General features: G+C 67.6%; 14 protein-coding genes. 12 read left to right on the top strand and 2 right to left on the bottom strand.

All coding sequences use genetic code 11. The features are described 5' to 3' along the window. Positions 1-19 precede the first annotated feature (19 nt). Complete coding sequence (locus tag RBB84_RS10810) at positions 20-820, bottom strand: class I SAM-dependent methyltransferase (protein WP_006554566.1); 801 nt, start codon at positions 818-820, stop codon at positions 20-22. Positions 821-1,043: 223 nt separating this feature from the next. Between RBB84_RS10810 and RBB84_RS10805 the strand changes: the two genes are divergently transcribed. From RBB84_RS10805 to ligA, 8 genes are all read left to right on the top strand, one after another. Continuing rightward, the gene (locus RBB84_RS10805; RefSeq protein WP_006554565.1) at positions 1,044-1,829 is read left to right on the top strand and encodes an electron transfer flavoprotein subunit beta/FixA family protein; all 786 of its coding nucleotides are present in this window, start codon (positions 1,044-1,046) and stop codon (positions 1,827-1,829) included. A 45-nt stretch (positions 1,830-1,874) separates the two neighbouring features. Then, positions 1,875-2,831 (top strand): electron transfer flavoprotein subunit alpha/FixB family protein, encoded by a 957-nt coding sequence (locus RBB84_RS10800; protein WP_006554564.1) that lies wholly within the window; start codon positions 1,875-1,877, stop codon positions 2,829-2,831. 148 nt (positions 2,832-2,979) lie between these two features. Further along, on the top strand, positions 2,980-3,810 hold the full coding sequence (locus tag RBB84_RS10795) for a GNAT family N-acyltransferase (protein ID WP_006554562.1): 831 nt from the start codon (positions 2,980-2,982) through the stop codon (positions 3,808-3,810). Between the two features lie 83 nt (positions 3,811-3,893). Further along, positions 3,894-4,697, top strand: coding sequence for a lysophospholipid acyltransferase family protein (locus RBB84_RS10790; RefSeq protein WP_006554561.1), 804 nt, complete (start codon positions 3,894-3,896; stop codon positions 4,695-4,697). 58 nt (positions 4,698-4,755) lie between these two features. Further along, positions 4,756-5,991, top strand: a complete 1,236-nt coding sequence (locus RBB84_RS10785; RefSeq protein ID WP_006554560.1) for a cysteine desulfurase family protein — start codon at positions 4,756-4,758, stop codon at positions 5,989-5,991. Beyond that, on the top strand, positions 5,988-7,067 hold the full coding sequence (mnmA, locus tag RBB84_RS10780; protein ID WP_033097734.1) for a tRNA 2-thiouridine(34) synthase MnmA: 1,080 nt from the start codon (positions 5,988-5,990) through the stop codon (positions 7,065-7,067). The genes RBB84_RS10785 and mnmA overlap by 4 nt, the downstream gene beginning before the upstream one ends. Further along, a complete protein-coding gene (locus RBB84_RS10775; RefSeq protein WP_033097735.1) occupies positions 7,064-8,089 on the top strand; it encodes a methionine synthase in 1,026 nt (341 codons plus the stop codon). The genes mnmA and RBB84_RS10775 overlap by 4 nt, the downstream gene beginning before the upstream one ends. A gap of 37 nt (positions 8,090-8,126) precedes the next feature. Beyond that, a complete protein-coding gene (gene ligA, locus RBB84_RS10770; RefSeq protein ID WP_033097736.1) occupies positions 8,127-10,235 on the top strand; it encodes an NAD-dependent DNA ligase LigA in 2,109 nt (702 codons plus the stop codon). 37 nt (positions 10,236-10,272) lie between these two features. Here the strand turns inward: ligA and RBB84_RS10765 are convergent, their stop codons facing one another. Beyond that, complete coding sequence (locus RBB84_RS10765; protein WP_033097737.1) at positions 10,273-10,914, bottom strand: hypothetical protein; 642 nt, start codon at positions 10,912-10,914, stop codon at positions 10,273-10,275. Between the two features lie 173 nt (positions 10,915-11,087). Here RBB84_RS10765 and RBB84_RS10760 point away from each other — a divergent pair, with 173 nt between their 5' ends. The 4 genes from RBB84_RS10760 to RBB84_RS10745 all read left to right on the top strand — a co-directional run bounded on the left by RBB84_RS10760 (position 11,088) and on the right by RBB84_RS10745 (position 16,737). Beyond that, a complete protein-coding gene (locus RBB84_RS10760; protein WP_033097738.1) occupies positions 11,088-12,368 on the top strand; it encodes an amidohydrolase family protein in 1,281 nt (426 codons plus the stop codon). Between the two features lie 58 nt (positions 12,369-12,426). Continuing rightward, a complete protein-coding gene (locus RBB84_RS10755) occupies positions 12,427-13,302 on the top strand; it encodes a hypothetical protein (protein ID WP_033097739.1) in 876 nt (291 codons plus the stop codon). Between the two features lie 3 nt (positions 13,303-13,305). Beyond that, positions 13,306-15,291, top strand: coding sequence for a YhgE/Pip domain-containing protein (locus tag RBB84_RS10750; RefSeq protein ID WP_033097740.1), 1,986 nt, complete (start codon positions 13,306-13,308; stop codon positions 15,289-15,291). A 66-nt stretch (positions 15,292-15,357) separates the two neighbouring features. Next, positions 15,358-16,737 carry a glutamate decarboxylase gene (locus RBB84_RS10745; RefSeq protein WP_024101396.1) on the top strand — a complete coding sequence of 460 codons (1,380 nt, stop codon included), beginning with the start codon at positions 15,358-15,360 and terminating at the stop codon, positions 16,735-16,737. Positions 16,738-16,863 lie beyond the last annotated feature (126 nt).

Below are 16,863 nucleotides of genomic sequence, written 5' to 3'. Positions count from 1 at the left end.
TCGCGGGACGATGCGGCACTCACGGAGCGGTGTCCTTCGCTGCGGGGTCCTTCACGGCGATCGCGACCAGATCGAGGCTCGCATCGATGTTCTCGGGGACGATGGCGAAGTCGTCGGTGGAGACCATCGCGACGTCGGCGGTGAGATCGTCCGGCCACGGCTGCCCGGCGAGGGCGCGCTCGATCTGGGCGTCGATGAACGATCCGCCGTGCTTGGCATCGAGTGCGCGCAGCGTGGGGCCGTGGTGCACGCCGGTCATGAGTTCGACGCGGAAGCCGGCGTCCTCGAGCAGTTCGGTCAGTTCGGCGGCGTTCAGCTCACGGGTGTGGAAGGGGTTGAGCGGGGTGTCGCGGCCGGGGGAGAAGGTGATCCGGTTGGGAGTACTGATGAGCAATTCACCGCCGGGGGTGAGAACGCGGTGACATTCGCGTAGGAACTGTGTCTGATCCCACAAATGCTCGATCACCTGGAAGTTCACGACGGTATCGACCGATTCGTCCTCGAGGGGAAGTTCGGCGAGGTTTCCGTGCCGGATGTCCACGCGGGGGTAGCGCGCGCGGATGTGTGCGACGGCGCTCTCGTCGTAGTCGAGGCCGATCACGCGCGTCGCCACATCGGCGATCATGTCGGCCCCGTAGCCTTCGCCGGCGCCGGCCTCGAGCACGGCCCGGTTCACGCAACGGGGGAGAAAGTTCTGGTAGACGACCTCGTGACGTCGGAACCAATAGTTCTCCTCGGCGATGCCGGGGACCGTCCGTTCGCCGGTGAGGGGGAGGGCGTGCGCGTCATCGGCGCGGGCGGGGGTGTCGCTCACCGCCACGACATTAGACCTCTCCCCGGAGGGGTGGTCTCCGGTGTTCCAGATCACAGGTTTCGTCGTCCTTCCGTACGGCTATGGTGAACCGGGAATCCCGTCAAGTTACTGACTGGTAACTTAGCGGCTGATAATCTATCGCACACGCCGTGCGAAAGACACGAGTGCTCGGTTCAGGCAGCGCCTTGCCGACCAAAGGCAGCTACACACAGGAGGTCGACGCAGACCCATGACGAACATCGTCGTTTTGATCAAGCAGGTCCCCGACACGTGGTCCGAGCGCAAGCTCAGCGACGGCGACTACACGCTCGACCGTGAGGCCGCCGACGCCGTGCTCGACGAGATCAACGAGCGCGCCGTCGAGGAAGCTCTGCTCATCAAGGAGCGCGACGGCGGTGAGGTCACCGTTCTGACCGCCGGCCCGGACCGCGCCACCGACGCCATCCGCAAGGCGCTGTCCATGGGCGCCGACAAGGCGATCCACCTCAACGATCCCGCCATGCACGGCTCCGACTCGATCCAGACCGCGTACGCGATCGCCGCTGCGCTCGGCCAGATCGAGGGTGTCGAGCTGGTCATCGCCGGTAACGAGGCCACCGACGGTCGCGTGGGCGCCGTGCCCGCGATCATCGCCGAGTACCTGGGCCTGCCTCACCTGACGCACCTGCGCAAGCTCACGATCGCGGACGGCAAGGCCGCCGGCGAGCGCGAGACCGACGAGGGCGTCTTCGGCATCGAGGCTCCGCTCCCCGCCATCGTCTCGGTCACCGAGAAGATCAACGAGCCCCGCTTCCCCTCCTTCAAAGGCATCATGGCCGCGAAGAAGAAGGAAGTTCAGACCCTCACCCTCGCCGACATCGGTCTCGATCCCGAGATCTTCGGTGTTGCGAACGCTGCGTCCACCGTCACCGGTGTGACTCCGAAGCCCCCGCGCACCGCGGGTGAGCGCGTCACCGACGAGGGCGACGGCGGCAGCAAGATCGCTCAGTACCTGGTCGGCCAGAAGATCATCTGATCGCGCCCCGCGACAACATCTGACATATCTAGGAGAGAAGTAGTAATGGCAGAAGTACTCGTGCTCGTCGAGCATGCCGAGGGCGCGCTCAAGAAGGTCAGCACCGAACTCATCACCGCCGCGCGTGTGCTCGGCGAGCCCTCCGCCGTCGTCGCAGGTGCCCCCGGCACCGCCGACGCGCTGCAGGACGCCCTCGCCGCCGCCGGTGCGGTCAAGGTCTACGCCGCCGAGTCCGAAGACGTCGACAACTACCTGGTGACCCCGAAGGTCGACGTCCTCGCGTCGCTCGTCGAGTCCACCAGCCCCGCCGCCGTCATCACCGCCGCGTCCGTCGAAGGCAAGGAGGTGTCGGGCCGCCTCGCCGCCCGCATCGGCTCCGGTCTGCTCGTCGATGTCGTCGACGTCAAGGCCGACGGCTCCGCCGTGCACTCGATCTTCGGTGGCGCGTTCACCGTCGACGCCAAGGCCAACGGTGAGGTCCCCGTGATCTCCATCCGCCCGGGCGCCATCGAGGCCAAGCCCGAGGCTGCCGCCGCCGAGCGTGTGGCCGTCGAGGTTCCGGCCCAGGAAGAGAACGCCGTGAAGATCGTCTCGCGCGATCCGATCGTCGGCGGCGACCGTCCGGAGCTGACCGAGGCGTCGATCGTCGTCTCCGGTGGCCGCGGTGTCGGTTCGGCCGACAAGTTCTCCGTCGTCGAGGAGCTCGCCGACTCGCTCGGTGCCGCCGTCGGTGCTTCCCGCGCCGCCGTCGACTCGGGCTACTACCCGGGCCAGTTCCAGGTCGGTCAGACCGGTAAGACGGTCTCCCCGCAGCTGTACGTCGCGCTCGGCATCTCCGGCGCCATCCAGCACCGCGCCGGCATGCAGACGTCGAAGACCATCGTCGCCGTCAACAAGGACGAAGAGGCCCCGATCTTCGAGATCGCGGACTACGGCGTCGTCGGCGACCTGTTCAACGTCGCTCCGCAGCTGACCGAGGAGGTCAAGAAGCACAAGGGCTGATCCGCTCCGGCAGATCGATCCCTGCGCGGCCCCGCTCCTTCGAAAGGAGCGGGGCCGCGTGCATTCTGCGGGAGTGTTCATCGGCGATGCATCGCCGCGACACCCCGTCGCCGCCGGCGCGCCTCCCACGGTCGTTACACCTTGGGGCATGACCACATCGCCGGTGCTGTACCGCCCGAGTGGGTTCACCGCTCCCGTCCTGTCCGGCCCCCGCTACTCCCTCGTCGTGTCGACGGAAGCGTCGGATCGCCTGGCTGCGCAACGCCTTCGGTACCGGGTTTTCTCCGGTGAACCCGGCTTCCGGATCCCCGATGCGGGGGGCGGATCCGACGCCGACCGGTTCGACGAGTTCTGCGACCACGTGCTGGTGCGCGATCGGGTCACCGACGACGTCGTCGGCTGTTACCGGATGCTGCCGCCCGAAGCCGCCCGCGAGGCCGGTGGGTACTACACCGCCACCGAATTCGATCTCTCCGCACTCGACCCACACGGGCGCGGCCTGGTGGAGATGGGCAGGGCCTGCGTCGATCCAGCCCACCGTTCCGGATCGGTCCTCACCCTGATGTGGGCCGGCATCCTGCACTATCTCGAGGCGACCGGACACAACGAGGTCGTCGGATGCGTCTCGGTGCCCATGCGCACGACGCCCGACGAACCCGAGGCGTCGAACGTTCGGGCCGTGCGCGACCTGCTGCTCGAACGACACGCCGTCGAACCCGCAGCGCGGGTCCGACCGCTGAATCCCGTGATGGTCGAAGGCCACCCGCTCGACGAGATCGCTCCGTTGCCGCGTCCCGTGGTCCCGCCGCTCCTGCGCGGATACCTGCGGCTCGGTGCCCGGATCTGTGGTGAACCGGCCCACGATCCGGACTTCGGGGTCGCCGACTTCGTCGCGATACTAGCCGTGGACCGGGCGGACACCCGCTATCTCGCCCGCCTGCGCGCGGCCGCCGAGCGTGCCGAGCGGGGGTCGCGGTGACTCGGGTCGGTACGACACGGGTGCACGCGTGGATGCCGTCGAGTCCGTGCGGGATCCGGTGCCTGCCGGACGGGACGGATCGTGTGGGTCTGCCGACGGTGTGGTTGCGCATCGCGACGGTCGCGGTCGTGCTGACGGTGGTGCCGCTCCTGCTGGCAGGACGGATGATTCCCGCGGCGCGTCGGGAGAGCACGGTGCGGCGCAGTGCGCGCCTGTTGTTGTGGTGCGTAGGCATCCGTCCGACGATCGACGATCGGCGTGACCGACGGGCGCGCGCAGGGGGCGTGCTCGTCGTTGCACCGCACATCTCGTGGACGGATGTCCTCGTCCTCACCGCAGTCGCTCCCGCGGAGTTCGTCGCACGAGCGGACCTGCTCGACTGGGGCCTGCTGGGCGCGCTCGCACGCCGGATGCGTGTCATCCCCATCGAACGGGAACGACTGCGACTGCTGCCCGCCGTGATCGAGCGAGTACGCACCCGCTTGCTGGAGGGCGGGTGCGTCGCCGTCTTCCCCGAGGGCACGACGCGATGCGGACGGTCCCACGGCGGTTTCCGCCCCGCCCTGCTGCAGGCGGCCGTGGACGCGCAGTGCCCCGTCCAGCCCGTCGGCCTGCGATACGGCGAGCGCGGGGGAGACCTCACCGCCGCGCCGGCCTTCGTCGGTGACGAGACGATCGGTTCCTCGATCCGGCGGATGATCCGGAACCGCGGTGTCGTCGTCGAAGTCGTGCTCGCTCCGCTCGAACATCCGGGTCGGGACCGGCACGATCTCGCAGCCCGATGCGCCCGCGCGGTCCGTGCCGAGCGCCCGGTCGAGGCCGTGACATTCCTGCCGGTCGGCGGCTCACCGGCCGGTGGAACGGCACGGACGGTGGACGCCGCCTGACGGGCGACCCCCCTGAGCGCGGCGGGCACCTGCGCCGACCCGCTATCCTGGATCGGTCATGACCTCGCCCGCCGCCGGTCCCTCCGGTACCTCCACGACCGTCTACCTCGATCACGCCGCGACGTCGCCGATGCTTCCTGCGGCCGTCGAGGCGATGACGTCGGTCCTCGCCACCGTCGGAAACGCGTCCTCCCTGCACGGATCGGGGCGCGCAGCGCGCCGGCGCGTCGAGGAGTCGCGGGAGTCGATTGCGGCCGCCCTCGGCGCCCGGCCCTCCGAGGTGATCTTCGTCTCCGGTGGCACCGAGGGCGACAATCTGGCCGTCAAGGGCATCTATTGGGGTCGCCGCGCCCAGGACCCCCGGCGTCGCCGGATCCTCGCGAGCGCGGTCGAACACCACGCCGTGCTCGACGCCGTCGAATGGCTCGTCGAGCACGAGGATGCCCAGGTGACGTGGCTGCCGGTGGACGGCTCCGGCCGCGTCGATCCCACCACGCTCCGCGAGGAACTCTCGCGCCACGCCGACGAGGTCGCCCTCGTGTCCGTGATGTGGGCGAACAACGAGGTCGGCACCGTCATGCCGATCACCGAACTCGCTGCGGTCGCCGCCGAGTTCGACGTCCCGATGCACAGCGACGCCGTGCAGGCGGTCGCGCATCTCCCAGTCGATTTCACCGCGAGCGGACTGTCGGCACTGACCCTGGCCGCTCACAAGTTCGGTGGTCCGCAGGGAGTGGGAGCGCTGCTGCTCGGCAGGCAGGTACCGTGCGTGCCGCTCGCCCACGGTGGGGGCCACGAACGCGACGTGCGGTCCGGGACGCAGGACACCGCGTCCATCGTGGCGATGGCCGCGGCGTTGCGCGAGGTCACCTCGGATCTGCCCGGCCGCACCGCCGAACTCGCGCACCTGCGCGATCTTCTTGTCGCGGGTGTCGAGGCGGCGATCCCCGACGCGATCCTCAACGGTCCTCGCGAGGTCGGACGACTGCCCAACAACGCGCACTTCACGTTCCCCGGATGCGAAGGCGACTCGCTGCTGATGTTGCTCGACGCGGCCGGTATCGAATGCTCGACCGGTTCGGCGTGCACCGCCGGGGTCGCGCGCGCGAGTCACGTACTCGTCGCGATGGGGGCGGACCCGATCACGGCACGCGGTTCGCTCCGATTCTCGTTGGGGCACACCACAACCCGCAGTGACATCGACAAACTGATCGAAACTCTCCCTTCCGTGGTGGACAGGGCTCGCGCCGCCGGACTGGCGAGCGCCGGTGGACGAGGAGGTGACCGGAGATGAGGATTCTTGCGGCAATGAGCGGCGGTGTGGACTCGGCGGTCGCCGCCGCCCGCATGGTCGAGGCCGGACACGACGTCGTGGGAGTGCATCTCGCGTTGTCGGCCGCGCCGGGCACACTGCGCACCGGCTCGCGCGGATGCTGCTCGAAGGAGGACGCCGGCGATGCTCGCCGCGCCGCCGACGTGCTCGGAATTCCCTTCTACGTCTGGGATTTCGCAGACCGCTTCAAGGAGGACGTGATCGACGACTTCGTCGCGTCCTATGCCGCCGGTGAGACCCCGAACCCGTGCCTGCGTTGCAACGAGAAGATCAAGTTCTCGGCGCTGGCCGACCGTGCCGTCGCGCTCGGCTTCGACGCCGTCGCCACCGGTCACTACGCGCAGTTGAACGACGGGGTGCTGCGCCGCGCCGTCGACGCCGACAAGGACCAGTCGTACGTACTCGCCGTGCTCACGGCGCAGCAGTTGTCGCGCGCGGTGTTCCCCGTCGGCGACACCCCCAAGAGCCGGATCCGCGAGGAGGCCGCCGAGCGCGGACTCGCTGTGGCGAACAAGCCCGACAGCCACGACATCTGCTTCATCCCGTCGGGCGACACCCGCGCCTTCCTCGGTGCCCGCATCGGTGTGCGTCCCGGCGCCGTCGTGGACGACCGTTCGGGTGAGGTGCTCGCGCAGCACGAGGGCGTGCACGGTTTCACCATCGGCCAGCGCAAGGGACTCGGTATCGCCGGGCCCGGACCGGACGGACGCCCCCGCTACGTCACCGCGATCGAACCGGAGAGCGGCACCGTCCGGGTCGGCAGCGCCGAACAGCTGAAGGTCGAGTCGATCCGGGCCGAACGCGCCGTGTGGACCTCCGGCACCGCTCCTGTCGGACCGATCGAGTGCGTCGTCCAGGTCCGCGCTCACGGTGGCCTGGCCCCGGCCGTCGCCGAAGCGGTGGGTCCGGGCATCGAGATCTCGCTGCGCGAACCGCTCACCGGTGTCGCCGCCGGTCAGGCCGCCGTGCTGTACCGGTCCGACGCTGCGGGCGACATCGTCCTCGGCAGCGGAACCATCGCGGCAGGGGACCGGTGACGGCACCTGCCACCGGCCGCGAGGTGTGGTCCGGTCTCGCGACAGGCATCGGTTCGTGGCCCGGGACGGACCCGCGCGAGGCCGCGGCGGTCGTCGTCGGCGAACTCACGGATCTGCCCCACCTCGTCGAACTGCCGGCACGCGGCCTCGGTGCCGACATGATCGGGCGGGTCAGCGCCCTGCTCGTCGACATGTACCTCGACACCTCGACCACTGGTTACCGCCTCGTGTCGCGACGCGGCGGTGTGGCCGCCCGGGCGCGCGACCTGCTCGCCCAGGACCTCGATGCGCTCGAGGAGGCCTGGGAACGCGCCGGGCTGGATGCCGGCCGCCCCGTGAAGGTGCAGGCTGCCGGGCCGCTCACCCTCGCCGCCCACGTCGAACTCGCCACGGGACGCCGGGTGCTCACCGACCGCGGCGCCGTTCGTGACCTGGCCGAATCGCTCGCGGAGGGCCTGGCCCGACACGCCGCCGAGATCACCCGCCGGCTCGGGGTTCAGGTGGTCGCGCAACTCGACGAACCGTCGCTGCCGGATGTGCTCGCCGGAACGCTGAAGGGCCGGACCGTCCTCGAGACCGTCCCTGCCGTGCCGGACCCGGAAGCGCTGGACGTGCTCGACACGACGATTCGGGGCACTGGGCTCTCCGTCGCGGTGCACTGCTGCGCGGGCACCTTCCCGGCCGACTTCCTGCGGCGCAGCGCTGCCGACGCTGTGGCCTTCGACGTCGGAGGCGTGCGACGCTCCGACCTCGACGGACTCGGGGAACTGTTCGACTCGGGCACGGTCCCGATACTCGGACTCGTGCCCGCCACCGCACCGGCCTCGACGGGCTGGCGCGAGTACGCGGCACCGACCGTCGAGCTGATCGACCGGCTCGGGTTCCCCAGGAAGGTGCTGCAATCGGTGGCGGTGAGCCCGGTCTGCGGGCTGGCCTCGGCCTCCACGGAGGGGGCACGGGCCGCTCTGCGTTCGTTGCGCGACGTCGCGTCGGCCTTCGCTGAGGAAGCCGACACGCTCTGAGTATTCCGGTCGGTCCCCTCGACTAGGCTTGCAGGCTGTGAGTGAACCGACGGACGCACCCATCACCGCTCCTCCGGAGGCGCGTGAGCGCTGGCAGGATCTCGCCGAACAGGTGCGCGAGCATCAGTTCCGTTATTACGTGCGCGACGCCCCCATCATCTCCGACGGTCAGTTCGACGCGCTCCTCGGCGAACTGCAGGCACTCGAGGATCAGTACACCGAACTCCGCACGCCGGATTCGCCCACCCAGCTGGTCGGCGGCGGCTTCGCCACCGAATTCGGTGCCGTCGAGCATCTCGAACGGATGCTCAGCCTCGACAACGTCTTCGACGAGGACGAACTGCGCGCGTGGCTCTCGCGCGCCGAGGTCGAGACCGGCACTCACCCCGATTATCTGTGCGAGGTGAAGATCGACGGCGTGGCGCTCAGCCTCGTCTACGAGAACGGCAAACTCGTCCGCGCGGCCACCCGCGGCGACGGACGCACCGGGGAGGACGTCACCCTCAACGCCCGCACGATCGACGACGTTCCCGAAAAGCTCACCGGCACCGCCGAATACCCGATCCCGACGTTGCTCGAAGTGCGCGGCGAGGTGTTCTTCCGGCTCGAGGACTTCCAGACCCTCAACGCCGGGCTGGTGGCCGAAGACAAGCCGCCCTTCGCGAATCCCCGCAATTCCGCCGCCGGTTCCCTGCGGCAGAAGAACCCGGCCGTCACCGCGCGCCGGCGTCTGCGCATGTACTGCCACGGCTACGGCCGCATGGAGGGCTTCGAACCCCGCTCGCAATCCGACGCCTACGCGGCCTTCGCGGCCTGGGGCCTGCCCGTCTCACCGCACACTGTTCGCGTGCAGGGCGCCGAGGCGGTCGTCGAGCGGATGCGCTACTGGGGCGAACACCGCCACGACATCGAACATGAGATCGACGGCCTGGTGGTCAAGATCGACGACATGGGGCTGCACCGACGCCTCGGTGCCACGTCCCGCGCCCCACGGTGGGCGATCGCCTACAAGTACCCGCCGGAGGAGGTCACCACCAAGCTCCTCGACATCCGCGTCAGTGTCGGGCGCACCGGACGCGTGACCCCCTTCGCCTACATGGAGCCGGTCACCGTCGCCGGGTCCACCGTCTCGCTGGCGACGCTGCACAACGCGTCCGAGGTGGAGCGCAAAGGCGTGCTCATCGGCGACACCGTGGTCATCCGCAAGGCCGGCGACGTGATCCCGGAGGTCCTCGGCCCGGTCGTCGACCTGCGCGACGGTTCCGAGTACGCCTTCGAGATGCCCACGCAGTGCCCCGAATGCGGTACCACCCTCGCCCCGGCGAAGGAGGGCGACGTCGACCTGCGCTGCCCCAACTCGCGGTCGTGCCCGGCGCAATTGCGCGAGCGGGTCTTCCACGTCTCGGGCAGGGGAGCGTTCGACATCGAAGCCCTCGGCTACGAGGCGGCCACGGCGCTGCTCGAGGGGAAGATCATCGCCGACGAGGGCGACCTGTTCTCGCTCACGAAGGAAGACCTCGAACGCATCGCGTTTTTCCGCACCACCAAGGGCGTGCTGTCGAAGAACGGCGAACGTCTGCTGCAGAACCTCGACAAGGCGAAGGAACAGCCGCTCTGGCGCGTGCTGGTCGCCCTGTCCATCCGGCACGTCGGACCGACCGCTGCGCGTGCGCTGGCCACCGAGTTCGGCAGCCTCGACCGGATCCGGGCCGCGTCCGTCGACGAGCTCGCGGCCGTCGAGGGCGTCGGACCGACGATCGCCGCGGCGGTGACCGACTGGTTCACCGTCGATTGGCACGTCGCGATCGTCGACAAGTGGGCGGCAGCGGGTGTCCGGATGGCCGACGAACGCGACGAATCGATCCCGCGAACCCTCGAAGGACTGTCGATCGTGGTTACGGGCACGCTCGCGGGATTCTCCCGCGACCAGGCCAAGGAGGCCGTCCTCGCGCGCGGAGGCAAGGCCGCCGGATCGGTGTCGAAGAAGACGGCTTTCGTCGTCATCGGCGACAACCCGGGTTCGAAGGCCGACAAGGCCGCCGATCTCGGAGTACCCGTGCTCGACGAGGACGGTTTCCGGATCCTGCTCGACGAGGGGCCCGACGCCGCTCGCGCCTATCTCGAAGGGCGCGAAGGGGAGGACTGAGACGCTCTCCGCCGGCAGGTGCCCTGCCGGCGAATTCTCAGGAGGCCGTTGCGGATTCCGGTTCCTCGGCGCTGCGCCTCCCGAGGAATACCGCCGCGGCGAGCAGGAAGCAGATCGCCCCGACGAACGTGCCGGCGTTGGCAAGGCTCGGGTCGAGGGTGTTTCCGTCGTCGAGGACGAACGAACCGACGGCGGAGACCCCGAAAGCGATCGACCCGAGCATGTTCAGCCACCCGCTGATCCAGTCCTTCGAGCGCGGCGCCCAATGCGAGCCCGCTCGCCAGAGGACTGCACACGCGATCGCGCTCGACACCAGAAAGCACAGGGAACCTTCGAGATTGGGGTTCCACACCAGGTGCTCCTCACCCTTGACGGTGTGGGCGTGCAGTGCGGCTCCCGTGCTGACGTTGAACAACAGCGTACCGATGAACTGGATCAGCGACGCGAGCCAGTCGGCGCGGATCGCCGGGCTGCCCTTGTCCGTGACGGTGGCCGGCCCACTGAGCATCAATTGGACGAATGCTGCACCCGTGAAGAACCAGGAACCCACGAAGAACGAAGTATTTGCACCGGCGGTGCCGAGAAGCGTCGCAATTCCGGGCGCCGAACCCAATGCGAACAGGGCGGCGCCGATGACGAATCCCCAGGACTGCATGCGCAATGTCGGGTGAATCAGCATTGGCGCAGTGTAAGTCGAAGATCGGAAATTTTTGTGTTTTCAAAAGAAACTATCCGATCGAATAGGTGCAGCTCAGAACGAACTTTCGAAAAGGGTGAACGGTTGGGGTGAATTGGTTCGGGATCCTTTCGGTTGATCGGAAGTCGTGTTCGATGCGCGTTAGCGTCCCAGCCATGACGGAAACCGGTAAGTCCACTCAGCGCCTTCTTTTTCGTAATGTGCGAGTTTTCGACGGAGTTTCCGGAGAGCTCGTCACCGGCGACGTACTGATCGACGGAGACCGCATCGTCGCCGTATCCGAATCGCCGATCGGCGACGAACCCGGCCGCGAGACCGACGTGATCGACGGCGGCGGGCGGGTCCTCATGCCCGGCATGTCCGACGCGCACGTCCACCTCGTCGGTAACGCGAACTCCTACATCGACATGGTGATGGGCAGTGAAGCGCACATCGCGCTCAACGGCCTCGCCGAGGCCCGCAACATGCTGCTGCGCGGCTTCACCGCCGTCCGCGACATGGCCGGTGACACCGGCAGCATCAAATCGGTGATCGACCGGGGATTGTTCGACGGTCCCCGCATCTACCCGTCCCAGGCCGCGATCTCGCAGACGTCCGGGCACGGCGACTTCGGCTTCGTCTACGAATGCCCCACAGCCCTCGGTGGGGATCAGGCCCGCGCCGAACAGATCGGCTTCATGCGGGTCGCCGATGGTGAGGACCGGGTCCTCGCAGCCGTGCGCGAGCAACTCAAGAAAGGTGCATCGCAGATCAAGCTGATGGTCGGCGGCGGAGCGGCGTCCATGTACGACCCGCTGTACACCGTCCAGTTCATCGACAGAGAACTGCGTGCCGCCGTCCAGGCCGCATCCGACTACGGCACGTACGTGGCCACCCACGTCTACAACGTCACCGGGATCCGCCGCGCGGTCGCGGCCGGGGTGAAGTCGATCGAGCACGGCCACCTCGCCGACGAGGAGACCGTCGCACTGCTCGCGGAGAAGGAGGTGTGGTTGTCGATGCAGCCCTTCGCGCTCGGCGACCACCACTATCCCGACCCGGATCGCGCGGAGAAGGACAAGCAGATCTGCACCGGCACCGACCACGTCTACGAGTGGGCGCAGAAGCACGGCGTGAAGACGGCCTGGGGAACCGACCTGCTGCTCGAGCCGCAGATCGCGCCGCGCCAGAGCGAGATGGCCGCGCGGCTCGGCGACCACTACAGCAACCTCGACGCGCTGCGGATGCTCACCTCCGGAAACGCCGAACTGTTCCGGCTCGCAGGCGAACGCGATCCCTACCGTCAGGCCCGATGGGGTGTGATCGACAAGGGCGCCTGGGCGGACGTGCTCCTCGTCGACGGCAACCCGCTCGAGGATGTGAGTCTGATCGCCGATCCGGCAAAGAACCTGTCGGTCATCGTGAAGAACGGCCACGTCGTCAAGAACAGCCTGTGACCGTGGCAGCGCATCGGACACGGCACCACACCCCACTCGCTCGGCGCAAGGACAGTCGGTGACTCACTACGGGCAGCACAGCGACGCAGAGGCCTGGGACGAGTTGTCGGACGAGCAGCTCGAGGATCCCTTCGTCGTGAACGGAAACTACGGCGGAACACCGGTGGGCACAGCCGAACCGGATGATGTCGGGACTCCGCCGTACGGCGCTCCGGTCGTGCAGCGGGCAACCGCCCGGCAGACGCCGGGCACACTCGTGTCGGCGCGCGGGATCGAACTCCACGGACCCTGGGGCCATGTCTTCGGCCCCCTCGACCTGGACCTCGACGCCGGGGGAGTGACGGTTCTGGCCGCGCAGGCCGGTGCTGCGCGTACCGCGTTGCTCATGGCTCTGTGCGGTCGCATGCGACTGACCCGGGGATCGCTGACGGTTCTCGGCGAGGACAGACCGCAGAAGATCATCGCGCGGTCGGCGATTGCGTGCATGAACGAGCTCGACGAGGTACGCCCGTCGGTCACCGTGCGCGATCTCGTCACCGAGCAGAAGCGGTGGGATTCCCCGTGGTACAAGTTCGTTCCGCGGGTCCGTGAGGACGGTATCGCCGAGATGTGCGAGGAGATCTTCGGCGACGTACCGCTGCCACCGCTCGAGGCGTTCGTCGACGACCTCCCCGAACTCCAGCAACTGCTCCTGCGGATCTCGGTGGCGAACACCCGGCGTCCGCCACTGCTGGTGGTGGGCCGGATCGATCGGATCGCCGACGACGTCGAACGTGCCACCCTGCTCGGCCGGCTCGTCGCGCTCGGTGAGAACCAGGCGGTGATCATCGGCGACGTGAATCCCGTCGACCCCGATAGCGGGGTACGGGCCGTGGTGGACATGCACGATCTGCTCGGACCCGGTGACATCGGCGTCCTGACGAAGAGGAAGTGACGAGTGCTCGCAGGCGTCTCTCTCGGTAGCGACTCGAAGCGATACTTCCGCGGCACGATGCCGCGCATCGCGATCGCGACGATCATTCTCATGCCGTTGCTGTACGGGGCCATGTACCTGTGGGCCTTCTGGAATCCGTTCGGTGCGGTGAACAAGATTCCCGCGGCGATCGTCAACAACGACACCGGTCGTTCGTCGACGGGGGAACAGGTCGACGCCGGCGATCAGGTCGTGAAGTCCCTCATCGCATCCGGTCAGCTCGATCTGGCGGAGGTGTCGGAAGAGGACGCCGTCGCGGGTCTGGCCGACGGAAAGTACTACTACACCATCACGATTCCGGAGAATTTCACCGAAGCGGTCGAATCCCCCAACGGCGACAACCCGGAGAAGGCGAATCTGGTCTTCACTTTCAACGACGCGAACAACTATCTCGCGACGATCATCGGGCAGGACGCGTCCGAACAGGTGATCGGACAGGTGAACTCCACGATCGGTGCCCAAGGTGTCGGGACCGTGCTCACCGGTCTCGAGAGCGCCGGCTCGGGTCTGAAGCAGGCCGCCGACGGTGCCGGGCAACTCGCCGACGGCATCGACACGGCCAAGAGCGGCGCGGACCAGCTCGCTTCGGGATCGCAGGAGCTCGCGACGAACATGGTCACGGCGCGAGACGGGTCGGCGCAGCTCGCTACCGGCGCGAACGAACTCGCCACCGCGATCGACGGCGTGACGGGTCCGCTGCTCAGCGCGCTCGACAGCGGTGCCCTCTCGGGTGTCGCCGGGCAGGCAGCGGAGCTGCGGGCCTCGCTCGACGCCCTCGAATCGCGGGTACCGCAGACCACGCAGTCGACGGTGAACCAGGCCGTACAGCAGGTCGTCGACATCCTGAACCGGAGCTCCGATCCGGTCGTGCAGCAGGCGATCACCGCGTTGACACCGCTGACGGCGCAACAGGCGGCCTCCGATGCCGACGCCCTACGCGCTGAGATCATGCGTCTGCAGGCAGGCGCCGAACAACTCGAGTATCAACTCGGCAACCCGAACAGTCCGCTACAGGGAGCCCTGGCGACGTTGTCGAACGGGGGACTGGCGGCGGACGTGAACCGACTCCGCAGCGGTGTCGACGAACTGAGCTCCGGTGCCGCCACGCTGAACTCCGGTCTCGTCCAACTTACCGACGGCAGTGTCCAGTTGGCCGACGGAGCAGGAGAGCTGTCCTCGGGCATGGTCGAGTTGCAGTCGGGTTCGCAGGAACTCGCGCAGGCCCTGAGCCAGGGTGCCACCCAGGTGCCGAACTGGACGGACGAACAACGCACCGCCACCGCCGAGACGTTGTCGACTCCGGTTGCTCTGCAACAGAACTACACGAACGAGGCACCCACCTTCGGTACCGGTTTCGCCCCGTTCTTCCTGTCGCTCGCCCTGTTCGTCGGCGGCATCATCACCTGGATGCTGCTCACCCCGTTGCAGTCGCGGCCCACCGTCGCGGGACTCGGTGCCTACCGCACGGTCCTCGCGTCGTACTGGCCGGCTCTGCTGGTAGGCATCCTGCAGGTGATCGTGATGTACACGGTCGTCCATTTCGGCGTCGGACTGGACGTGAAGCACGTCGTGGGGACGATCCTGTTCCTGATGTTGATCTCCGCAACGTATCTGGCCATGATCCAAGCGTTCAATGCGATCGTCGGCGTCGCCGTCGGTCGGGTGGTGACCTTGGCCTTCCTGATGCTGCAACTGGTCTCGGCCGGCGGTATCTACCCCGTGCCGACCACGGCGAAGCCGTTCCAGTACATCCACCCGTTCGACCCGATGACCTACACCGTCAACGGTCTGCGGCAGCTCACCGTCGCCGAGAACATCGATTCGCGATTGTGGATCGCAATCGCTGTCCTGGCCGGAATCCTGCTCGTATCGTTGACGCTGAGTGCCCTGTCGGTTCGGCGCAACCGCCGCTACACGATGGAGAGGCTGTACCCGCCGATCGAGGTGTGAGAGCCGCCCCGTATGTCCTGAAGTCACCGGATCGACGAGTGTTCGATGCGGGAAATGGAGGAAACCATGTCAGAGTCCAATGCTCCAGCCGAGACACTCGCACCTGCCTTCACCGGCAGACTCGGTACCGACCCGATTCCTGCTCTGCGACTTCCCAAGTCGGAGACCGATCCGGAGGCGACGTACCAGTTCATACACGACGAGTTGATGCTCGACGGCAGCTCGCGGCTCAACCTGGCGACCTTCGTCACCACGTGGATGGATCCGCAGGCGGGTCGTCTCATGGCCGAGACGTTCGACAAGAACATGATCGACAAGGACGAGTATCCGGCCACGGCGGAGATCGAGACCCGCTGCGTCAACATGGTCGCGGCCCTGTTCCACGCCGAGAACCTCGATCCGGCCGATCCGTCGTCGGCCACCGGCGTCTCGACGATCGGTTCGTCCGAGGCCGTCATGCTCGGCGGTCTCGCGCTCAAGTGGCGCTGGCGTGAGGCCCGTAGGGCCGCCGGCAAGGACGCGTCGAAGCCGAACCTGGTGCTCGGCAGCAACGTGCAGGTGGTGTGGGAGAAGTTCTGCCGCTACTTCGACGTCGAGCCGAAGTACCTGCCGATGGAGCCCGGCCGTTACGTCATCACCCCCGAGCAGGTCCGTGAAGCGGTCGACGAGAACACCATCGGCGTCGTCGCGATCCTCGGCACCACCTTCACCGGTGAACTCGAGCCGGTGGCGGAGATCGCCGCCGCGCTCGACGAGCTCGCGGCCTCCGGCGGTCCCGACGTCCCGTTGCACGTCGACGCCGCCTCCGGTGGCTTCGTGGTGCCCTTCCTCCATCCGGACCTCGAATGGGACTTCCGTGTGCCGCGGGTCGTGTCCATCAACGTCAGTGGTCACAAGTACGGCATGACCTATCCGGGTATCGGTTTCGTCGTCTGGCGCTCGAAGGAACATCTGCCCGAGGACCTGGTCTTCCGGGTCAACTACCTCGGTGGCGACATGCCGACGTTCACGCTCAACTTCTCGCGTCCTGGTAACCAGGTCATCGGCCAGTACTACAACTTCATTCGGCTCGGTGTCGCCGGGTACACGCAGATCATGGAGACCCTGCGCGACACCGCGCTCATGCTGTCGAAGCAGATCTCCGAGATCGAGAACATGGCGATCATCACGGACGGCTCCGCCATCCCGGTCATCTCCTTCGAGGTGACGGGCGACCCCGGCTTCACGGTGTTCGACATCTCCCACGAATTGCGGGCCCGCGGATTCCAGGTTCCGGCCTACACGATGCCGGCCGACGCGGAGGACGTCGCGGTCCTGCGAATCGTGCTTCGCGAGGGCTTCAGCCGGGACATCGCCCACAAGCTCGGTGAAGACATCGCCGATGTAGTCGGATATCTCCGCGAGGGTGTCGGTCGCGGCCACACCGACCAGGCATTCGCACACTGAACGAAGTCGCAGCGGGGGAGAAGCTCACCGAGTTTCTCCCCCGCCGACGTGAAATCCGTTCGTGGACCGTGTGAATGGAGGTGCGGAGTTACTTCGATGTGATTCCTGGCGCGCGATCGGAATCCC

Origin of the sequence: Rhodococcus sp. D-6 (assembly GCF_040256695.1) — a bacterium.
GTDB lineage: Bacteria > Actinomycetota > Actinomycetes > Mycobacteriales > Mycobacteriaceae > Rhodococcus > Rhodococcus pyridinivorans.
This window is presented reverse-complemented; position numbering and strand designations above follow the sequence as displayed.

What these genes read in the sequence shown, in the direction of transcription:
- RBB84_RS10800 (WP_006554564.1), top strand. Translation starts at nt 1,875, where the DNA reads ATGGCAGAAGTACTCGTGCTCGTCGAGCATGCCGAGGGCGCGCTCAAG.
- RBB84_RS10745 (WP_024101396.1), top strand. Translation starts at nt 15,358, where the DNA reads ATGTCAGAGTCCAATGCTCCAGCCGAGACACTCGCACCTGCCTTCACC.
- RBB84_RS10805 (WP_006554565.1), top strand. Translation starts at nt 1,044, where the DNA reads ATGACGAACATCGTCGTTTTGATCAAGCAGGTCCCCGACACGTGGTCC.
- RBB84_RS10795 (WP_006554562.1), top strand. Translation starts at nt 2,980, where the DNA reads ATGACCACATCGCCGGTGCTGTACCGCCCGAGTGGGTTCACCGCTCCC.
- RBB84_RS10760 (WP_033097738.1), top strand. Translation starts at nt 11,088, where the DNA reads ATGACGGAAACCGGTAAGTCCACTCAGCGCCTTCTTTTTCGTAATGTG.
- RBB84_RS10785 (WP_006554560.1), top strand. Translation starts at nt 4,756, where the DNA reads ATGACCTCGCCCGCCGCCGGTCCCTCCGGTACCTCCACGACCGTCTAC.
- mnmA (WP_033097734.1), top strand. Translation starts at nt 5,988, where the DNA reads ATGAGGATTCTTGCGGCAATGAGCGGCGGTGTGGACTCGGCGGTCGCC.
- RBB84_RS10765 (WP_033097737.1), bottom strand. Translation starts at nt 10,914, where the DNA reads ATGCTGATTCACCCGACATTGCGCATGCAGTCCTGGGGATTCGTCATC.